General features: G+C 75.1%; 11 protein-coding genes. 4 read left to right on the top strand and 7 right to left on the bottom strand.

Annotated elements, in window-relative coordinates; translation table 11 throughout:
- Window positions 1-391: hypothetical protein (locus tag ACWCSD_RS27135; protein WP_449918913.1), on the top strand; the 391-nt coding region annotated here is incomplete at its 5' end.
- A gap of 3 nt (window positions 392-394) precedes the next feature.
- On the opposite strand, the gene kstD is transcribed toward ACWCSD_RS27135, so the two are convergent.
- Together kstD and ACWCSD_RS27125 are read right to left on the bottom strand one after the other, a co-directional pair.
- Complete coding sequence (kstD, locus tag ACWCSD_RS27130; RefSeq protein ID WP_397166561.1) at window positions 395-2,152, bottom strand: 3-oxosteroid 1-dehydrogenase; 1,758 nt, start codon at window positions 2,150-2,152, stop codon at window positions 395-397.
- Between the two features lie 74 nt (window positions 2,153-2,226).
- Window positions 2,227-3,117, bottom strand: coding sequence for a YihY/virulence factor BrkB family protein (locus tag ACWCSD_RS27125; RefSeq protein ID WP_397166563.1), 891 nt, complete (start codon window positions 3,115-3,117; stop codon window positions 2,227-2,229).
- Here ACWCSD_RS27125 and ACWCSD_RS27120 point away from each other — a divergent pair.
- Window positions 3,116-3,400 carry a hypothetical protein gene (locus tag ACWCSD_RS27120; RefSeq protein WP_397166565.1) on the top strand — a complete coding sequence of 95 codons (285 nt, stop codon included), beginning with the start codon at window positions 3,116-3,118 and terminating at the stop codon, window positions 3,398-3,400. The two genes, ACWCSD_RS27125 and ACWCSD_RS27120, sit on opposite strands and share 2 nt — an antisense overlap.
- Window positions 3,401-3,436: 36 nt before the next feature.
- Here the strand turns inward: ACWCSD_RS27120 and ACWCSD_RS27115 are convergent, their stop codons facing one another.
- The 5 genes from ACWCSD_RS27115 to ACWCSD_RS27095 all read right to left on the bottom strand — a co-directional run bounded on the left by ACWCSD_RS27115 (window position 3,437) and on the right by ACWCSD_RS27095 (window position 13,629).
- Window positions 3,437-7,495, bottom strand: a complete 4,059-nt coding sequence (locus ACWCSD_RS27115; protein ID WP_449918909.1) for a S8 family peptidase — start codon at window positions 7,493-7,495, stop codon at window positions 3,437-3,439.
- Window positions 7,496-7,627: 132 nt separating this feature from the next.
- Window positions 7,628-7,750, bottom strand: coding sequence for a hypothetical protein (locus tag ACWCSD_RS27110; RefSeq protein ID WP_357978876.1), 123 nt, complete (start codon window positions 7,748-7,750; stop codon window positions 7,628-7,630).
- Window positions 7,751-7,822: 72 nt separating this feature from the next.
- Window positions 7,823-10,651 carry an ATP-binding protein gene (locus ACWCSD_RS27105; protein WP_449918907.1) on the bottom strand — a complete coding sequence of 943 codons (2,829 nt, stop codon included), beginning with the start codon at window positions 10,649-10,651 and terminating at the stop codon, window positions 7,823-7,825.
- Between the two features lie 137 nt (window positions 10,652-10,788).
- A complete protein-coding gene (locus ACWCSD_RS27100; protein ID WP_358298301.1) occupies window positions 10,789-12,000 on the bottom strand; it encodes a cytochrome P450 in 1,212 nt (403 codons plus the stop codon).
- A gap of 33 nt (window positions 12,001-12,033) precedes the next feature.
- The gene (locus tag ACWCSD_RS27095; protein WP_397166572.1) at window positions 12,034-13,629 is read right to left on the bottom strand and encodes an FAD-dependent oxidoreductase; all 1,596 of its coding nucleotides are present in this window, start codon (window positions 13,627-13,629) and stop codon (window positions 12,034-12,036) included.
- 343 nt (window positions 13,630-13,972) lie between these two features.
- Between ACWCSD_RS27095 and ACWCSD_RS27090 the strand changes: the two genes are divergently transcribed.
- Both ACWCSD_RS27090 and ACWCSD_RS27085 read left to right on the top strand, forming a co-directional pair.
- Window positions 13,973-14,839 carry a DUF4132 domain-containing protein gene (locus ACWCSD_RS27090; protein ID WP_449918903.1) on the top strand — a complete coding sequence of 289 codons (867 nt, stop codon included), beginning with the start codon at window positions 13,973-13,975 and terminating at the stop codon, window positions 14,837-14,839.
- Window positions 14,836-18,483, top strand: a 3,648-nt coding sequence (locus ACWCSD_RS27085; RefSeq protein ID WP_449918901.1) for a DNA-binding protein, incomplete at its 3' end; no start/stop codon positions are given. The genes ACWCSD_RS27090 and ACWCSD_RS27085, both read left to right, overlap by 4 nt.

Here is an 18,483-nt window from a genome sequence, read left to right as displayed (position 1 = left end):
GCGCGGCGTGTGCCGGTACGTGCACACCAGCGTGCGCGTGCCCGGCGGCCTCAACGGCATCGCGATGGCCGTGACCGGCTCCAAGGTCACCAAGGTCTACCTGTCCCGGCACGTCGTGCGGCCGTCCGCCGCGGCCGGGCACCTGTTCGCCGCCTGGAAGCGCGGCGACCGGTACGCCGCCCTGGAGGTCGGCGCCGAGGACGCGGTGCGGACGCTGTTCCGGGTCAGGTACGACCCGCGCGGCGTCACCCACCACTTCCAGGGCTGCGCCAAGGAGCCGAAGGGCTACGCGTGCGCCTGGTCCTACGAGGGCGGCGCGATGTTCATGCACGTCCGCGGCTCCACGGCGAGGGGCTACGACGTCCGGTCGATCACGTACACGGCCGACTGACGGTCAGCCGCCGGCCAGGTCGTTCGCGGCCACGTAGCCGAAGGTCATGGCCGGTCCGATGGTCGAGCCCGAGCCCGCGTAGCTGTGGCCCATGACGGCGCCGCTGGCGTTCCCGGCGGCGTACAGGCCGGGGATCACCGAGCCGTCGGCGCGCAGGACGCGGGCGCGCGCGTCGGTGCGCAGCCCGCCCTTGGTGCCCAGGTCACCAGGGACGATCTTGAATGCGTAGAACGGCGGCAGCCAGAGCGGCGCCAGGCACGGGTTCGGCCGGACGTACGGGTCGGCGTAGTAGTGGTCGTAGGCGCTGTCGCCGCGGTGGAAGTCGGCGTCCCGCCCGGCCAGGGCGAAGCCGTTGAAGCGGGTGACCGTGGCGCGCAGGGCGGCCTCCGGCACCCCGATCCTGCGGGCGAGCTGCTCGATCGTCGGGGCTCTGAACAGGGCGCCGCTGTCGTACCAGGAGTCGGGGAAGGGCAGCAGCGGCGCGATGTCCTTGAACAGGTACTTGTTGCGGTACTGCTGGTCGATGATCAGCCAGGCGGGGATGTGCGGGTCGGACGGGGTGTTGCGGTCGTACATGACGTGCACGACGTCGCTGTAGGGCGCGGCCTCGTTGACGAACCGCCGGCCGGCGCCGTTGACGATGACGCAGCCCGGCAGGGTCCGCTCGGCCAGGCAGAAGTACGGCTCGCCGGGCAGCGGGATCACCGGCCCCCACCAGGCGTCGTCCATCAGGTCCAGCGCGCCGCCGGCCTGCTCGCCGGCCTCGATGCCGTCGCCGGTGTTCTCCTTGGCGCCGACGGTCCAGCTCGTCCCGATGGGCTGGCGCTGGAACTCGGCCCGCATCGCCGCGCTGTGCTCGAACCCGCCCGATGCGACGATCACCCCGCGCCTGCCCCTGACCACCCCGGCCGGGGTGACCACGCCCGCGGCCCGGCCGCCCTCGACGTGCAGGCCGAGCAGCGGGGTGTTCAGCCACACCGGCACCCCGGCGGCCAGCAGCCCGGCGCGCAGCCCGGCGGCCAGCGCCTGGCCCATCGTCAGCGGCTTCTCGCCGCGCAACGCCGCCTGCGTGCCCCGCAGCAGGCACGCCGCCGACACCTCCGCGCCCTTCGGGTTGACCAGGGCGAGCGTCAGCCACTTGTAGTCGGCGCTGAAGACGACCATGCCCGCCGGGGTCGCCATGTACGGCGGGTTGAGCCGGGCCAGCTCCGGGCCGAGGAGGTTGCCGTCGAACTGGTCGGGCTCGATGGAACGCCCGCCCGGCATCCCGCCGGGGAACTCCGGGTAGTAGTCGGAGTACCCCTCCATGAACCGGAAGCGCAGCGGGCTGTTGCGCGTCACGAACGAGATCATCTGCGGCCCCGCGTCCAGGAACGCCTGCTGCCGCGCGGCCGGGACGGTGTCGCCCACCACGCGGGCCAGGTACGCGGCGGCCTTGGCGGGCGTGTCCGGCACCCCGGCGGCCAGGATCACCTCGTTGCACGGGATCCAGATGCCCGCCCCCGACCGCGCCGCCGACCCGCCGAACGTCGGCGCCTTCTCCAGCACGACGGTGCTCAGGCCGCGCTTGGCGGCGGTGAGGGCGGCGGTCATCCCGGCGGCCCCGGAGCCGACCACCACCACGTCGTAGTCGGCCTCGGCGTAGGCCGGGTCCTGGCCGAGCGCCGCGCCGGTGACCAGGATCCCGCCCGCGACGAGCAGGGTGCGGCGGCTGCGCCCGCGGGGGGTGAGGTCGTCGGAGGCCGGTGAGGCTGGTCGCATCGATGATCCCTTCGACAGGGGAGAGCCGGTCGGCCCCCTCGCCGAAACGAGCATGCGCTTGGTTGGTTACCCTGTCAACGGGCCCGCCGCACGGCCAGATCCTTGACGTGGCCCGACGTGGCGGTCGCCGTCAGGGCGGTGGCGAACAGGATGAGCTGGTTGAGCACCTTCAGGAACAGCAGCATGCCCGCCGCGCCGGCGACCACCCGGTAGGCGGGATTGGCCGCGGTGAGGTTGACGTAGACCTGGCCGATCGTCTTGAGGATCTCCAGCCCGGCGGTGATCACCAGCGCCGGGCCGATCACGCGGCGCAGCGGCACCCGCAGCCGCGGCGGCGCGGTCAGCAGCGCCATGGCCAGCAGCGTGTTCACGCCGAGGCCGAGCACGATCCCGGCCGCGGTGAGCACCCACTGGGCCGGAAGGGCCTCGACGCCCACGGTGAGCACGGCCAGCCAGGTCAGCAGCCGTTCGGCGGCGAAGGCGACGGCGAGCGACAGGGCGAGCAGCATCCCGAGCCCGGCCATCACGCCCAGGTCGATGAGCTGGCGCAGGAGGAAACGCCCCGGATACTCCTCCAGCCCCCAGATCGCCCGGGTGGCCGAGCGCAGGGTGTCCATCCAGAACAGCCCGGTCATCGGCAGCGCGACGAAGGCCACCGCGCCGGCCGTGCCCCCGGCCTCCCGTAACGCCTGGACGTCGAGGCGCGGGAAGTTCTCGCTCAGGTAGTGCTGGACCGTGGCGAGGACCGTCGGGTCGTCCATGACGTGGCCGAGGATGCCGAACGCCAGCAGGGCCAGGGCGAAGGTGGCGAAGAAGGAGTAGTAGGTGAGGGCCGCCGACAACCGGCCGCCGTCGGCCTTGTCGTAGCGCAGCACGGCGCGGGACAGGTGGTCGAGCCAGCCGTGCCGGGCGCGGGCCCGCCGCCAGGCCGCCGCCGGGCCCTTGTCCGGTCCGGTGGCGTTCATGGTGCGCGGGTCCCTTCGCTTTCCGTCCCGGTGGCCGTACGCCGCCGGGTGCTCACCGTACCGCCATGAGCGGATCGGCAGGGCGGACCTGGGCGGGCCGGTGGCCGTCAACGCGGGGGAGTGGTCGGTGCGGGGACACCGGTTCCACACCGTGCACACGTACTTCTTCGCCCGGGTCCCCGGCATGGAGCTGCCCGAGCCCGCCGACGACGGGCTCGGGCATCGCTGGTGGAGCGCGGGCGAGCTCGGCCGCACCGCCGAGCGGGTCCTGTTCGGCGGGTGACCGCGGCCGCCGGGGTGGGCGGCCGCGGTCGGCGGGTCAGCGGAGGTCGAAGGCGCGCAGGGTGGTCTGCCTGAGGCGGTTGCCCGCCGCGTCCCACGCCTCCACCTTCAGGCTCACCGCGCCCTTGGTGGCGCGGTAGGCCGGGTACTTCGCGCCGGCGGTGTAGACGCCGTCCCGGCCCCGCCTGAGGTCGGCGGGCTGCCAGGTGGCGCCGTCGTCGGTGCTGGTCCACAGCTTGACGCCCGCGATCGCCGGCATCTTCGCCGCCGACGGCCCGTGGTAGGCCTCCAGCTCGAACGTGTGCCTGCGCCCGGCCGCCACCGTGTTGCCGGCGGACAGGGTGTCACCGAGGTCGTAGCTGACGTAGACCGCGGGGGTGGTGCGGCACTGCTCGACCAGCCCGTCGACGAACCAGGCGTAGCAGTTGGCGCCCGGCCGCAGCTGCTCCTTGGCCGGCGGCGCGGTGAACGTCCACTCGATGTCCGACAGGGCGTTCCTGGCCGTCAGCCGGTAGGTGCCCGGCTCCTTGGGCAGCGGGTAGCGCGGCAGCGTGTCGAAGCCCGGCAGGGGGGCGTTCGGCAGCTCCTTGCCGTCGCGGTACAGGTGCAGCTCGTACTGGGGCACCAGGTCGCCGAACGCGACGCCGTCGTCACGCCGGTCCCCGACCCCGTTGACCATCGACGGCGTCACCCACAGGTTGCCGTCGTGCACGCAGATCGCGCACGGCACGCCGATCACGAGCTGCTTGAGCGGGGGCGCGTCCGCGGGGCCGCCGAGCGCGTACAGCTTGTCGGAGGCCGTCGAGGCGCCCGGCGTGCTCGGGGTGGCGAACCACTTCTGGACGGTGGTGCCCGGCCGGTCGAACACCTCGTGCCGGTAGCGGGACTCCTGGACCTCCTCGCCGGGCGCGGACGTGACCAGCGCGGACAGGCCCGCCTCGCTCACGAGCTTGGGGTCCAGCGGCCAGATCCACTGCGTCCTGCGCTCGGGCAGCGGGACCGGCCACTGGAGGATGTTGGTGTTGGTCGTGGTGTAGGAGATGTCGTCGGTCCGCCACGAGGCCCGCCAGTTCATGTACTTCGTGTACGGCCCGGCGTGCACGTCGAGGTCGACCTGGTGGAGCTGGCGCTCGGTCACCTCGTACCGCATCGAGTCGGGGACGCGCCCGTCCACGGTCGGGCGGAACACGTACGAGTACGGCGTGTTCGGCGTGCCCTCGACCCGGACGGTCACCCCGCCCCGGCCGGCCTCCTCGCGGATCTTGCGGCCCTCGGCGTTGGAGACGTAGGCGACGGGGATGTTGACCGGCTGGAACGGGCCGCTGAACGGCTTCTGCGAGATGGGCAGCGGGATCGGGCAGGTGGCGGCCTTCTCGTTGAAGGCCAGGACGCCGGCGGCGCCCGCGTCCCTGATCGGGCCCACCCGCTCGATCTGCAGGCCGCACGCGGGCCCGAAGATGCCCTCGGCGGGCTCGGCGTCGATCAGCACGAGCGCGCCGCGCAGGTCCTTGCCCGCGAGGTCCTCGGGACGGCCCTTGCCGGCGTCGACCACCCGCAGGTCCTTGGCGCCCTCGAACGGCACGTAGCCCGGGTGGATCTCGCCGCCGTCGATCGTGTGGACGCGGGTGACCGGGTGCAGGGTCGTGCGCCTCGGCGTGCGCATGGTCATGGTGACCTCGGGCACGCCCAGCTCCCACTGGCCGGCGAAGCGGAAGCCGCCCTTGGTGACCTTCTTGGTCGGCAGCGCCCACACCTTCTCCCAGGCGCCGAGCGGGCGGTTGGAGAGCAGCGTGCCGCCGAAGACCTTGCCGTTGGGCAGGGTGCGCTGGAAGAAGACGTCGTAGGTGTTGTTCAGCGGCTGGGCGGTCTTCGGCGCGCGGAAGCTGACCTCGGTGGCCTTGCGGGCGTCGAGGGTGATCTCCATGTCGCCGGTGACGGTCAGCTCGGGCTCGAACAGCCAGGCCCGGTTGGCGCGGTCGTCGGCGTCCACCCAGTCGAGCACCTGCAGCAGGCTGACGGTGCCGGCCGGGACGCGGCTCACCACCAGGCCCACGTCGTCGATGCGGTTGGGGCCGAGCTCGCCCTTGTTGCCGTCGACGTCCAGGACGCTCATGGCCGACGGGGTGCGCGGCTTGCCGTCCCGGTCGATGGTGCGGATGGTCAGGTCGTACTTGGGGGCGTCCCGCACAGCGCCGAGCGGCGTGCTGAGCCGGACGCCGTCCGCCTCGGCCGTCACGGCCCCGCTGTAGGTGCCGACGGGCAGCTCGGCCGGGTCGAGGGTGACGGTGGTGGCGGCGGTGCCGCCGGCGGGGACGGTCAGCGTCGCGTCGGCGAGTACCGGCCTGGCGGCGCCCATCGCCGCCTTCAGCGTGAGCGTGACGGGCTGGTCGCCCAGGTTGCGGTAGGAGATCTCGCCGCTCTTCGTCGCGCTGCCGGGCTCCAGCAGGCCGAAGTCCACGCCGCCGCTCGTCGCGAACACCTGCTGCCGGGTCGCGCGGTCCAGGTCCACCCGGCCGGCGCCCTGCTCGTAGACGGTGAAGCCGTCGTCCGTGGAGGTGGACATCAGGGCGGACTTGAGCTGCTGGGCCGTCCAGTCCGGGTGCCGCTGCGCCATGATCGCGACCGCGCCGGCCACGTGCGGCGTGGCCATGGAGGTGCCGGAGGCGCCGGTGTAGTGGTCGTCCACCGGCGAGCCCATGGCGGTGCCGGCCGCCCGCGCGGCCACGATGTCCACGCCGGGCGCGGCGATGTCGGGCTTGAGCCCGCCGCCGGGACGCGGCCCGCGGCTGGAGAACGTGGCGAGCTTGTCGCTCTTGTCCACCGCGGCCACGGTCAGCGCGGCGTCGGCCGCGCCGGGCATGCTGATCGTCTCGGCCTCGTACAGGTTGCCCGCGGCGACCACGAACAGCGTGCCGGTCTCGGCGGTCAGGTCGTTCACGGCCTGGCTGAGCGGGTCGGTGCCGTCGCTGGGCGGGCCGCCGAGGCTCATGCTGACGGCCTTGGCGCCGCTGCGCGCGGCCCACTCCATGCCCTCGATGATCCACGACTCCTGGCCGGAGCCGGTGTTGTCGAGAACCTTGCCGACGACGAGCTGCGCGCCCGGGGCGACGCCCTTGAACTTGCCGCCCGAGGCCGCGCCGGTGCCGGCGATGGTCGAGGCGACGTGGGTGCCGTGCCCGTGCCCGTCCTGGACGGGCTGGTCGGGGACGAACGACTTGCTGTCGGCGATCCGGCCGGCCAGGTCGGGGTGGCCGGTGTCGGCGCCGGTGTCCAGGACGGCGATCTTCACGCCGGTCCCGTCCTGGCCGCGTTCCCACGCCTTGGGGGCGCCGATCTGCGGGACGCTCACGTCCAGGTCGGCCTTGACCTTGGCGTCCAGCCACAGCTTGGCGATGCCGCCGCGCAGCGTGCCGGGCGACTTGGCCAGGCCCTCCCCGGCGGGCCGCCCGCCGCGCACGGCCTCCCAGAACGCGCCCGCCTCGGCCTTGGTGACGTCGAGGGCGGAGGCGTGGATGCTCTCCAGCGTCCGGGTGGGCTCGCTGGCGGGGACGGCGGCGGCCGAGCGCTTGACCGCGGCCTCCGGCTGGTCGCCCGGGTACTGCACGATGACCGGCAGCCGCTTGGCCACCTCGTCGGAGTAGCCGTTCTCGGCCAGGTACTTGACGTCGAACAGCCGCCGGTCCACCAGGCCCGCCTGGACGGCGGAGACCGCGTCGTCCGGCAGCACGAAGACGCCGTCCGGGGTGAACTGGGTGAACAGGTTGATGCGGCGGCCGTCCTGGCGGGTGCCGGGGGCCGGCTCGACGCGGTACCGGCCGGTGGCGGACCGGGTGAGCTGGACCTTGTCACCCGTGATCAGCGTGACGACGACCTTCTGGGCGCGCACCCCGGACAGGGCGACGTCCTTGGCGGGCTGCGCGGACGTTGTGGGCGCTGTGGGCGCTGTGGGCGCTGCGGGAGCGGCGGGGGCGCCGGGTGCGGGGGTGTCCGGTGTCGCGGCGGTCGCCGGTCCGGCGGTCAGCATGCCGGCGAGCGCGGTGACCGCGGTCAGCAGGACGCCTGTCCGGCGCGCCAGCGGGGGGCGGGGCAGTGCCATGGTGGCCTTTCTGGCGGGGGAGGGGTTCGGACGGCGGCGGGCTCATGGCCCGAAGGGAGGAACCGTCCGTGAGGGGGTGGACGGGGGCATGACCGTCCGGGAAGGGCGGGGTTCCGTGACCGTCCGGAAGGGTCAGACGGGTTCGAAGCCGTCCGGTGGGCGGGGGGGTTCCGGGGTCTCCTCGTGCGGGGAGGGGACGTCGGGGGCCGGGTCGTCCGGGTCCGGCCGGTCGGGGTCTTGGATGGTGTCGGACATGCCGAAAGTGTCGCGGCAGACGTATGGGGTGGGGTATGGGGTGCCCCATGGGGAAAAATCCCCATTTTGGGGCTAGTCGCTGGGGAGGAGGTGGCGGGCCAGCTCCGTCCGCGACCGCGCCCCCACCTTGCGCATGGCCGCGCTGACGTGCTTGTCCACCGTCTTCGGCGACAGGAACAGCTCCCTGGCGATCTCCTGGTTGGTCAGCCCCTCGGCCGCCAGCCGGGCCACCTGCTCCTGCCGGGCCGACAGGGCGTGGTCGTTCCCCGCCTGCGCGGGCGCGCTCTGCGCCGCCGGGCGGACGCCCCACCTGCGGCCCAGCCCGGTCGCGCGGTCGAGGTCCCAGCGCGCCCCGAGCTCGGCGTACACCGCGACGGCCCGGCCGAGCCGGACGGCGGCCTCGGGGTCGTCGGAGGCGAACAGGCAGGCGGCGGCCTGCTCGCTCGCCTGCGCCGCCTCGTACCGCGCCGGGACCGTCTCGAAGGCGTCGGCGGCGGCGGTGAACTCGGTCGCGGCCCGCGCCCACTGCTCCCCGGCGGCCGCCAGCAGGCCGCGGGCCTGCGCGAGCGCGGGCCCGGCCAGCGGCGCGTCGCGCCCGGTCAGCCGGGCGGCGTGCCGCGCGACGACGTCGGCGGCCTCCTCGGGACGGCCCGCCACAAGCAGCGCCTCGGTCAGCGCGGGCAGCGCGCGGACCGCCACCGGCCACAGCTCGCTCGCCTCCCAGTGGCGGCCCGCCTCGACGGCCGCCTCGATCGCCGCCTCCGGCTCGCCCCGCGCGGCGCTCAGCCGGAGCGACATCGCCAGCGGCAGCACCAGGTCGTCGTACTGCCCCCGGGTGCGGGCCTCGGCGGCGGCGTCGAGCAACGACGGCAGCGCGGCCTCCTGACGGCCCTGCACCACGGCCAGGCAGGCGGTCACGATATCGAGGAGGATGCGCTCGTGCGGCTCGTCGCCGAACTGGTCGCGCAGCTGCTGGAGCCTGGCCGGCAGGCCCTGCCAGGAGCCCTCGAAGTAGTCGGCCGCGGCCAGGTTCACCAGGCAGCGCAGTTCCAGCCGCTCGCGCAGGTCGGGCTCGGCGCCCTCCTCGACCGCCGCGGTCAGCAGGCGGCGGCCCCGCCGGTGGTGCCCGCTGAACAGGGCCGCGCCCCCGATGGAGCGGTAGGCGTTGACCTCGCGGCGCAGCAGCCGCCGTCCGCCGGTCTCGCGCAGCAGGTCGTCGGCGAGCGCGGCCCAGCGCGGGTCGCCCATCACCACGAAGATCATCGCGATCTTGCCGAGCACCAGCATCCGCATGGCCGGGTCGGCGACCGCGGGCAGGGTCGCCAGCGCCCGCTCCAGCCACGACCTGCTCTCCTCCGGCGGCAGGCCGCTGGGCGGGCGGCCGACCCCGGCCATGGCCCACGCCGCCAGCCCCGGCTCGCCGGCCAGGTCGTCGGCGGCCCGCGCGAAGGCCTCGCCGATGCGGGCGCCGTCGGTGCGGGTGCGCTCCAGGTGCAGCGCGAGCAGCAGGCGCAGGTGGCCGCGCACCGGGGGCGGCACGTCCTGCTCCAGCGCGCCGGTGACCAGGTCGGCGACCGGCGGCGGGCGCAGCAGCTCCAAGGCGGCCCAGCCCAGCTTCACCGTCAGCTCGGCCCGCCGGGCGGCGGGCAGGTCGGCGCCGCGCAGGACGTCCTCCAGCAGGCGGGCGGCCTCGGCGTCGTCACCGAGCCGGGACGCCTGCTCGGCCGCCTCGATCGCGGCCGCCACCCACTGCCCGGCCCGGCCGGCCTGGCGCAGGTGGTGGGCCAGCCGGCCCAGCGGCACCGGGCGCAGCTCGCGTACGGTGTCGGCGGCGGCGGCGTGCAGGGCCTGCCGGCGGCCGAGCGGGATCGCCTCGTAGACCGCCTGCGCCGCCAGCACGTGACGGAACCCGACCAGGCCGCCGGTGTCGGCGAACAGCCCGGAGCCCAGCACCTCGTCGATCGCCCCGACGTCGGGCCCCGACAGCAGCGCGACGGGCACCGGGAGCTGCAGCACGGCGGCGCGCTCGGCCACCTCCTTGGCGCCCGGGGAGAGCCGGGCCACCCGTTCCTGCACCGAGGCGCGCACGCCGCTCGGCACGTCGAGCTCCTCCAGGGCCCGCCGCGCCCAGCCGCCCTCCCACCGGATCAGCGTGCCGCGGTCGCGCAGCAGCGCCAGCAGCTCCTGCACGGCCAGCGGCAGGCCGGAGGCCCGCCCGCACAGGTGCTCGGCGAACTCGGCCGTCACCTCCTCGGCCCCGAGTATCGCCGAGGCCATCACCCGGGTCTGGGCGGCGTCGAGCGGCGGCAGCACCAGGTGCTCGGCCGTGATCGTGTCGGGGGCGCGGGCCGTGATCGCCCGCACCGCCCCGGACGCCTCCTCGCTCCGGTACGTCAGCACCACCCGCAGCGTGCCGGGCAGCACGGACATCAGGTACGTCAGGAACTCGACCGTCTGCCCGTCGGCCCAGTGCAGGTCCTCCACCGCCAGGACGGCGGGGCCGAGCGCGGTCAGCACCTCGGCGAGCCCGCGGAAGACGCGATGCCGCTCGGCCGCCCGGTCGTCGAGCGGCGGCGGCGTCTCCGGCAGCACCCCGGCCAGCTCGGGCAGCAGCTCGCGCAGCGCCCCGGCGACCGGTGACAGCGCCGCGCCGGCCAGCTCGGACGCTCGTCCGCGTAACGCCTCGACGACGGGGCCCAGCGGGAACGGCTCCCTGATCTGCACGCAGGCCCCGCTCAGCACCCGCAGGCCCGCCACCGCGGGACCGCCGAGCAGCTCGGCCGTCAGCCTGGACTTGCCGATGCCGGCCTCGCCCTCGACGACGGCCACGGCGGGCGCCCCGGCGACCAGCGCGACGAGCCGGGCGAGCTCCTTCTCCCGCCCAACCAGAACAGGAGACACCACCCGCCCAGCACGCACCCGCTCATTCAACTGCACCCGAAGTCACAGATCAACGTCACAACCCCGCGAAACGCCCGAACCGGGAGGAAGCGACGGCAGCCCCCGGCTTCCGGCCCAGCGGGGGCGCCGTGGGCGGGTCAGGCGGGGGCGATGCCGTCGTAGTCGATCAGGAGGTGGCGGGGGCCGCGGAGCACCGGGCTGGGGCGGTACGGCGGCGGGTCGGCGACCAGCCGCGGATTGCGCACCCGGCGCACCAGCTCACCCAGCACGATCTGCGCCTCCAGCCGGGCCAGCGGCGCGCCGAAGCAGTAGTGGACGCCGCCCCCGAACCCCAGGTGCTCGTTCGGCCGGCGGCACGGGTCGAACCGGTCGGGCTCGCGCACGTGGGCCGGGTCCCGGCTGCCCGCCGCCAGCGCCAGCACGACGGGCGAGCCGGCCGGGATGGTCACGCCGCCGACCACCACGTCGTCGAGGGTGACCCGCGAGGAGACGAGCTGCACGGGCGGCTCGAAGCGCAGCAGCTCCTCGACCGTGGTGATGACCAGGTCGGGGTCGGCGCGCAGGCGTTCCAGCAGCATGGGGTCGCGCAGCACGGTGAGCATGCCGTTGGCGATGAGGTTGATCGTGGTCTCGTGCCCGGCGATGAGGAGCAGCAGGGAGGTGGCGACGACCTCCTCCGGCGTCATGCGGCCGTCCGGGCCCTCGTAGGTGACGAACCCGGACAACATGTCGTCGCCCGGCTCCCGCCGCCGCGCCTCGGCCAGCCCGGCGAGGTAGCGTTCCAGGTTCTGCGACACCGCCTGGCGCTCGCGGGCCCGCTCGGCGCGGTCCTCCTCGCCCGGACCGAGCGTCTCGACGATCTGGTCGGCCCAGGCGTGGAACTGCTGCTCGTCCTCGGCCGGCACGCCGAGCAGCCGGCAGATGACGGCGATCGGCAGCGGGTAGGCGACCTCGTCCACGACGTCGGCCCGGTTCTTGCCGGCCAGGGCGTCGATCAGCTCGGTGGTGGTGGCCAGCATCATCGGGCGCAGCCCGTCCACCACGCCCGGCGAGTGCGGCGGGCCGAAGTGGCGCATGGTCAGCCGGCGCAGCCGGTCGTGCTCGGGCGGGTCGAGCCTGATGAAGGCGGGCGCGTGCTCCGGCTCCTCCGGCGCGTTCGCCAGGTTGCGCCGGTCGGAGCTGACCCGCGGGTCGTGCAGCAGCTCGACGATCTCCCGGTACGTGCTGACGACGTACGAGCCGTCCGCCAGGCGCGTCACCGGGTTGCGGCGCAGCTCCCCGAGGAACGGGTAGGGGTCGGCGCGGCCGGCCGGGTCGAGGATGCGCTGCATGGCGGCGTCCGAGGTCATGTCCTGCACTCCTGTCCTTGAGTTCCTGCCGGGTCAGCCCTGCGGCGCGTGCAGCAGCGAGGCGCGCCGCTCGGCCGGGTCGTGGCCGGTCACCACGACCGTCGCCCCCTCGGCCGCGACCAGCCGCTCGGGCACCCGGGCCGGCACGGGCCGCGCCTCCCCCCGCATGTCCACGTGCCGGAAGGCGGGCGGGAAGGGCGTGGCCCGCTCGATCAGCCGCTGGTAGAACTCCAGCCACATGCCCTGGTCGAAGGTGACCGCGGCGGTGATCCGGCCCTGGTAGCCGTAGACGGCGACGAAGCGGCGCTCGTCCGTCGAGCCCTGGGTGACGACGAGCTCGTCGGCGAAGGTGGGCACGCCCACCGACTTGATGTTGACCCCGAACTGGCTGGACCAGAACACCGGCACCGACAGGTGCGGCCAGCGGTGGGTCTGGTCGCTGACCATGTTGTGGGCCGCGATCTCGGCCTGGGTGACGGCGTTCCCCCAGTGCTCCAGCGTCATGAACTGGTACTGGTACAGCGGGTGCGGGAAGCGGGCGATGTCGCCGGCGACGAAGACGTCGTCGGTCACCAGGCCGTTGGTGTCCACGGCGCGGCAGCCGGCGTCGCAGGCCACGCCCCACACACCGGCGGCCAGCCCCGAGTCCAGCAGCCACTCGACGTTGCGCACCGAGCCGAGCGCGACGACGGCGACCTCGGCCTCGACCGTGCTGCCGTCCGACAGACGGGCGCCGCGCAGCCGCCCCTGCCCGTCGCCCTCCAGCGCGGTGACCGTGGTGCCGCACCGCAGGTCCACGCCGTGCTCGCGGTGGAGCTGGGCGGCGACGTCGCCGATCACGCCGCCGAGGGCGTTGACGAGCGGGGCCGGGCCGCGTTCGACGACCGTCACGGGCAGGTCCAGCTCGCGGCAGACCGAGGCGATCTCGCTGCCGGTGAACCCGGCGCCCAGGATGAGCACCCGGTTGGGGCGGGCGGCCAGCGCCTCCCGCAGGCCGGCGGCGTCCCGCATCGAGCGCAGCGTGTGCACGCCCGTCAGCCGGGCCTGCTCCTCGTGCGGCCAGGGCCGGGCGCGGGTGCCGGTGGCCAGCAGCACCCGGTCGAAGCCGACCTCGCGGCCGTCGGCCAGCAGGACGCGCTTGCCGGCCACGTCCAGGCCCGTCGCCCGGGTGCCCCACAACCAGTCGGCCTCGACCTCGCGCAGGTGGGGCAGCATGACGTGGTCGGGCGCGACCTGCCCCATGAGCACCTGCTTGGACAGCGGCGGCCGGTCGTACGGCTCGGCGGGCTCGTCGCCGATCACGGTCAGCGACCCGGTGAAGCCCTCCCGCCTGAGCACGCCAGCGGCCCGCGCCCCGGCCAGGGACGCGCCGACGATGACGATGCGCCCGTCGGTCATGCCGCGCGCCGGCGGGCCGGGCGGCTCGGGCGTCAGCCGGGTGGCCGTCCAGTCGAGGTGGATGGCCTGGACGGGGCAGGCCGCCGCCGCGCGCAGCACGTGCTCGCGCCGCTCGTCGCCGGGGTCGAGGTCGTACAGGAGGGACTCCTCGCGCATGGTGAAGACGTCGGGCGCGAGGAAGGCACACTGCCCGTACCCCTGGCAACGCGTCAGATCGACGACGACTTTCACCGGCCATCCCCCTGTCGAGCGAGCCGCGCGCCCGTTCCCCGGTCGGCGCTGCCCGGCCCGGACTGGCCTACCCCCGCCGCCCGCGCCCGTAGCCTGCGCGCGCCGATCCTGCCCTGCTCTTTAGCCGGTACGGAGGGAATTCACGCCATCCCCGTGCGCCCCCGCTCGCCGGGGTGACCCGGCCCCGTAACCGGCTCGTCGGGCAGTCGGTAGGCATTTGTCAGTGATCGCCGATAACGTTCCGCGCAACGTGGCGGCGGGAGATCGATCCGCGCCTCGACACATTCCCATGGCTTCACGGCATGGCCTCACGTCATGCCTGCACGAGGAGAGGCGGCGGCAATTGGGTTGGCTGGCGGCGGGCGACGCGTACGAGGTCGCCCTGATAGAGGGCCGGGTCACGGCCAGGGCCACGTCCGGCCGCTCGGCCGGACGGCAGCTGAAGACGCTGCCGAAGGCGGTGCGCGAGCACCCCGAGGCGGACCGGCTGCGCCGCTTCGCCGAATGGCTCGACCGGCACGCCGCGTCCTGCGTGGCGCACGTGGACGCCTGGATGGTGTCCTCGCTGCCCATGCCGACCGAGCTGATCGCCCGGGTGTGGCCGGACGAGGCGTGGCAGACGGCGCTGCGTGACGTGGCGGTCGTCGGCGACGACCCCGACGAGGTGGGCTTCCTGCGCGACGCGACCTCCTCCGGCGAGCTGCGCATGGTGAACCTCGACGGCGAGACCGTCAGGCTGGCCGCGCGCACGGTGAGGCTGCCGCACCCGGTGCTCCTGCCCGACCTCGACGACCTGCGCGAGTTCGCCGCCGAGCTGGGTATCACGCAGAAGGTCGAGCAGATCCACCGGGCCATCTGGCGCAAGCCCGCCGACCAGGGCGAAGGGGTGCGCCAGGTGAAGGACTTCGCGGGCGGCACGTACGCCTCCCGGTTCGGTGTAGCGGCCCGCGCCACCCAGCGCGGCTACCGCGTCTCCGGCGGCTACGCCACCTGCCAGGTGCGCGACGCCGGCCGGCTCACCGAGGCCGCCGTCTGGATCGGCGAGCCCTACTGGGACAGCGAGACGTCCACGGGCGATCTCACCTGGCGCGACCAGGACGGCAGGACGCTCACGCTGCGCGAGGTCGGCCCGGTCGCCTGGTCGGAAGGCATGAGGATGGCCGCCGCGCTGCACGCCGGCCGGCAGGTCGAAGAGGGGAAGAGCGCATGACCGGGGACATCTCGCAGAACGCCGAGGCGCGGGAGCTGCTCGACGCCGGCGCGGTGCTGCCGGCCGGCACCGAGGGCGCGGGGGAGCGGGCCGTGCCGCTGGTCGCCCGCGCCTACCGGCACCCCGGCCTCGACGACCGGGTGATCGTGCGCCTGGTCACCGAGGAGCTGAGCGGCGCCGAGGACGCGGTGGGCGGCTTCCTCGGCCTGGTGCCCGAGGGCGAGGCCGCGGTGGTCGGCCTGGGCCTGCGGCGCTCGCTCGGCTTCCCCGAATGGGTGCTGGTCCACCACCCGCAGGACGGGCACCACGCCCTGGCCGTCGTGCCGGAGCTGGAGCGCGTCGCCCGGCAGGCCAGGACCAAGCCCAAGACGGCGCTCGACGCCTACCAGCGCCTGGCCGGGCAGCTCGCCGCGTCCGTCCCGCACTTCCTGCCGACCTTCTACGAGCAGGCCGCCCGCGTGTTCGCCGCGGCCGACAACGCCCAGTACGCCGGGCAGCTCTTCTCCGCCGCCCGCCGGGCCGAGGCCCAGCACGGCCTCCCCGTGGACGACGACCGCCTCGACGCGGTGTTCCTGGAGTTCGCGCTGGCCGGGGCGCTGCCGGTCAAGGCGCTGTCCGGGTACGCCAAGGAGCTGACCGCCCGCCTGCCCGCCGCGGAGGCGCTGAACAGGTACGCGCGGCTGTGCGTGCGCAGGACCGCCGGCGGCCTCGCCCCCTCGGCGCAGATGGCTGCCGACATCCGCAGGCTCGCCAAGGCCGCCGGCGTGGACGCCGAGGCGGCCGAGCAGGACTACCTGGCCGAGGTGCTGGCGCTGCCGGCCGCCATGCAGGCCCCGACCGGCTGGTGGAAGTCCCACGCCCCGGCCGTCGCGGCGCTGGCCAGGCAGCGGCCGGAGCTGCGCGGCACGCTGCTGAACGTCATCCCCGACAGCCACGACCGGGAGCTGCCGGGCATCTGGCTCGGCATCCTGGAGAGCGCGGGCGCGACCGCCGGCCTGCACACCGACGTGCCCGAGGCCGAACGCCCGGCCGACGGGGCCGCCGGCTGGCTGCGCAGGTTCCTCGCCGCGCGGCAGCGGGCCTGGGGCGTCGCGCCGCACCTGCCCGCCCTGCACGCCCTGATCGAGCGCATGGCCGACCGGCTGCGCGCCGAGCTGGCCGCGACCGGCTCGACGATCGCCGTCGACGACGAGGCCGACCTGATCGACCTGCTGCTGGCCCTCGGCATCCCCCTGGCCGACCCCGGCGACGGCGCCCGGCTCCGGCTGACGCACTGGGCGGGGCACGACGACCGCCGCGACCTGCTCGCCCTGGCCGCCGACGGCCGCTTCCACACCGCCTTCCGGCGCGGCGCCGACTACCTCGACGCCGACGACGAGGGCAGGGCCACCGTCCGCGCGCTGGCCGCCGCGCCGGGCGGGCGTCCGCTGCTGGCCGAGTGGGTACGCCTGGTCGCCCGCCGATCGGCCGCCGCCGGCCTGTCCAACCTGCCCGACGCCCTGTGCTGCCTGTCCTGGCTGCCCGGCGAGGCCCTGGCCCTGGCCGAGAACGAGGTGCGCCAGGCGGTGACCGACGCCGACGTGGCCGGGGTGCTGGCCCGCGCCCTGCGCTCCGGCGTCATCGACGAGCTGGGCTGGCCCGCCTTCGAGCAGGCCGCCACCCAGCTCGTGCCGGAGAAGGACATCGACGACCTCGTCGTCTGCGACGCCTGGCCGAACCTGGTCGTCGCGGGCACCGCGCAGGCCCGGGTGCTCTCGGCCGACGGCGTCCTGCTCACCCACGACCTGCGCGTCCCCAGGGACGACACCTGGAGCGATCCCGGCTTCCACTACGTGGACGGCGAGCTGCTCGTCTACTGGGACTCCCGCGACCGCGCCAACGGCCTGCGCGGCTACTGGCACACCTCCGCCGACCGGGTGCGCGACCTGGACGGGACGGACCGGAGCCGGGGCACGCGGCTGGACTACTACCAGGGCGACGACCCGGTCAGCCTGGCCGTGCCCGGCGGCGGACGCACCACCGGCCACGGCGTGCTGCACGCCGGTGACACGGCCGTCCCCGACGAGCGGCACCTGCTCACCGACGGCACGTCGTTCTGGACGTGGATCTGGGCGGAACACGACAGCGGCTGGTACGAGTTCGACCCCGCCGGCGGCGGCGTCGGCAGGAAGTCGCTGCCCGGCTTCCTCGCCGGCACCCCGGACGCCCGGCCCGGCGAGGGCTGGCTGCTGCCCGCGCCCTCCGACGAGCCCACCCCGGTCGGCGCCCCCGTGGACGGCCTGTACGGCCTGCGCGTGGTCGAGCTGCCCGACGGCTCCCACCGCGCCGAGGACCTGTCCGGCATCTCGGTGACGCTGCCGCCGGACGCCGGAGTGCCGGTGCGGGTGCTGACGTTCCCGGGCGCGGAGCGGGCCTGCGCCGTCGTGCGCGGCAGCTACCGGATCAGACTCGTGGACGCCGACGGCGTCGTCCTGGCCGAGTACCGGACCGACGCCAAGCCGGGCGCCTTCGGCGCGGGCACGCCCATCCTGCCGCCCGAGCGCTACTGGTACTGCCTGCGCCCCCGCGACCTCGAAGGCTCGGCGGCGCTGCGCCGCGCGGACCGCGAGACCGCCGCGGCCCTGCTCGAAGCGGCCACGCCGCAGGGCGCCGACCTGGCGGCGGCCGTCCGCGCGCTGCTGCCGGGCATCACCCACGAGGCGCTGGTCAAGGGCGTGGCCGGGATCGTCGGCTTCGCCGCCACCCAGCAGAACGCGGTGCGCGCCGTCGTGGCCAACCTCAACCGCGCGCTGGCCGGCGACCCGGCCGCCGAGCGGGGCCCGTCCGGGCCCACCGACCTGCTGCTGGACGAGGCGCTCAACGGCATCGGCGACGGCCGCGGCTACCACCGCCACAACGCCGACGCCGCCTTCCAGCAGATCCGCGCGGTGGGCGGGGCCGTGAGCGCCGGGCAGGACCGCCCGCAGGTGGCCAACCACCTCCGCCTGCCCGGAATGCCGGCCTCCGGCCTGCGGTGGGAGCGCCTGCTCGACCACTGCGCCGCCGTGGCGTACCGGTGCGCGGCGCCGACCACCCCGGCCGAGCACCGGGACGCGCTGGGCGTGCTGCTCGACGAGCTGCGCGACGGCGGCCTGCCGGTCGCGGCCGGCTCGTCCCGCTGGCGCCGCATGACGGTCACGCTCAGGCGCGAGCACATGGTCGGCGCGGACGGCGCCCCGGCGGACGGCTCGCTCTCGGGCGTGCTGCCGCTGGGCGGCGGCGCGTTCGTCGCCTTCCTCGACCTGCGCGAGACGGACGTCGACGGGCTCGAATGGACGGCGCTGTGCCACGACCCCGCCGGGGTGTTCGAGGTGCCCGCGCCCTACACCGTCCGCGACTCCTCGCCCGTCGGCGGGGACCGGGAGGCGAGTTGGCTCGCGGCGTTCCTCACCGAGCTGGCCGCGCGCGGCCCGGCCCCCTGGCACGCCGCCGCCGCCGAGGAGTTCGCCCGGCTCACCGGGGTCTCATGGACCGCCGCGCGGCTGGTCGTGGCCGGGTTCCCGCAGGTGGACACCTACGCGCGGACCTTCCTCGACAAGGAGGCCCGCGCGACGATCGGCGTGAAGGTGGCCGAGGCCGCCGTCGCCAAGGACGAGCTGCGCGCC

It is taken from the genome of Nonomuraea sp. NPDC001684, assembly GCF_053596515.1.
Note: the sequence above shows the minus strand (reverse complement) of the source record. Positions and strands in the feature narration are given on the sequence as shown.

Coding starts and splice junctions, on each gene's coding strand:
- kstD (WP_397166561.1), bottom strand. CDS start 2,152: ATGCGACCAGCCTCACCGGCCTCCGACGACCTCACCCCCCGCGGGCGC.
- ACWCSD_RS27120 (WP_397166565.1), top strand. CDS start 3,116: ATGGTGCGCGGGTCCCTTCGCTTTCCGTCCCGGTGGCCGTACGCCGCC.
- ACWCSD_RS27125 (WP_397166563.1), bottom strand. CDS start 3,117: ATGAACGCCACCGGACCGGACAAGGGCCCGGCGGCGGCCTGGCGGCGG.
- ACWCSD_RS27110 (WP_357978876.1), bottom strand. CDS start 7,750: ATGTCCGACACCATCCAAGACCCCGACCGGCCGGACCCGGACGACCCG.
- ACWCSD_RS27100 (WP_358298301.1), bottom strand. CDS start 12,000: ATGACCTCGGACGCCGCCATGCAGCGCATCCTCGACCCGGCCGGCCGC.
- ACWCSD_RS27115 (WP_449918909.1), bottom strand. CDS start 7,495: ATGGCACTGCCCCGCCCCCCGCTGGCGCGCCGGACAGGCGTCCTGCTG.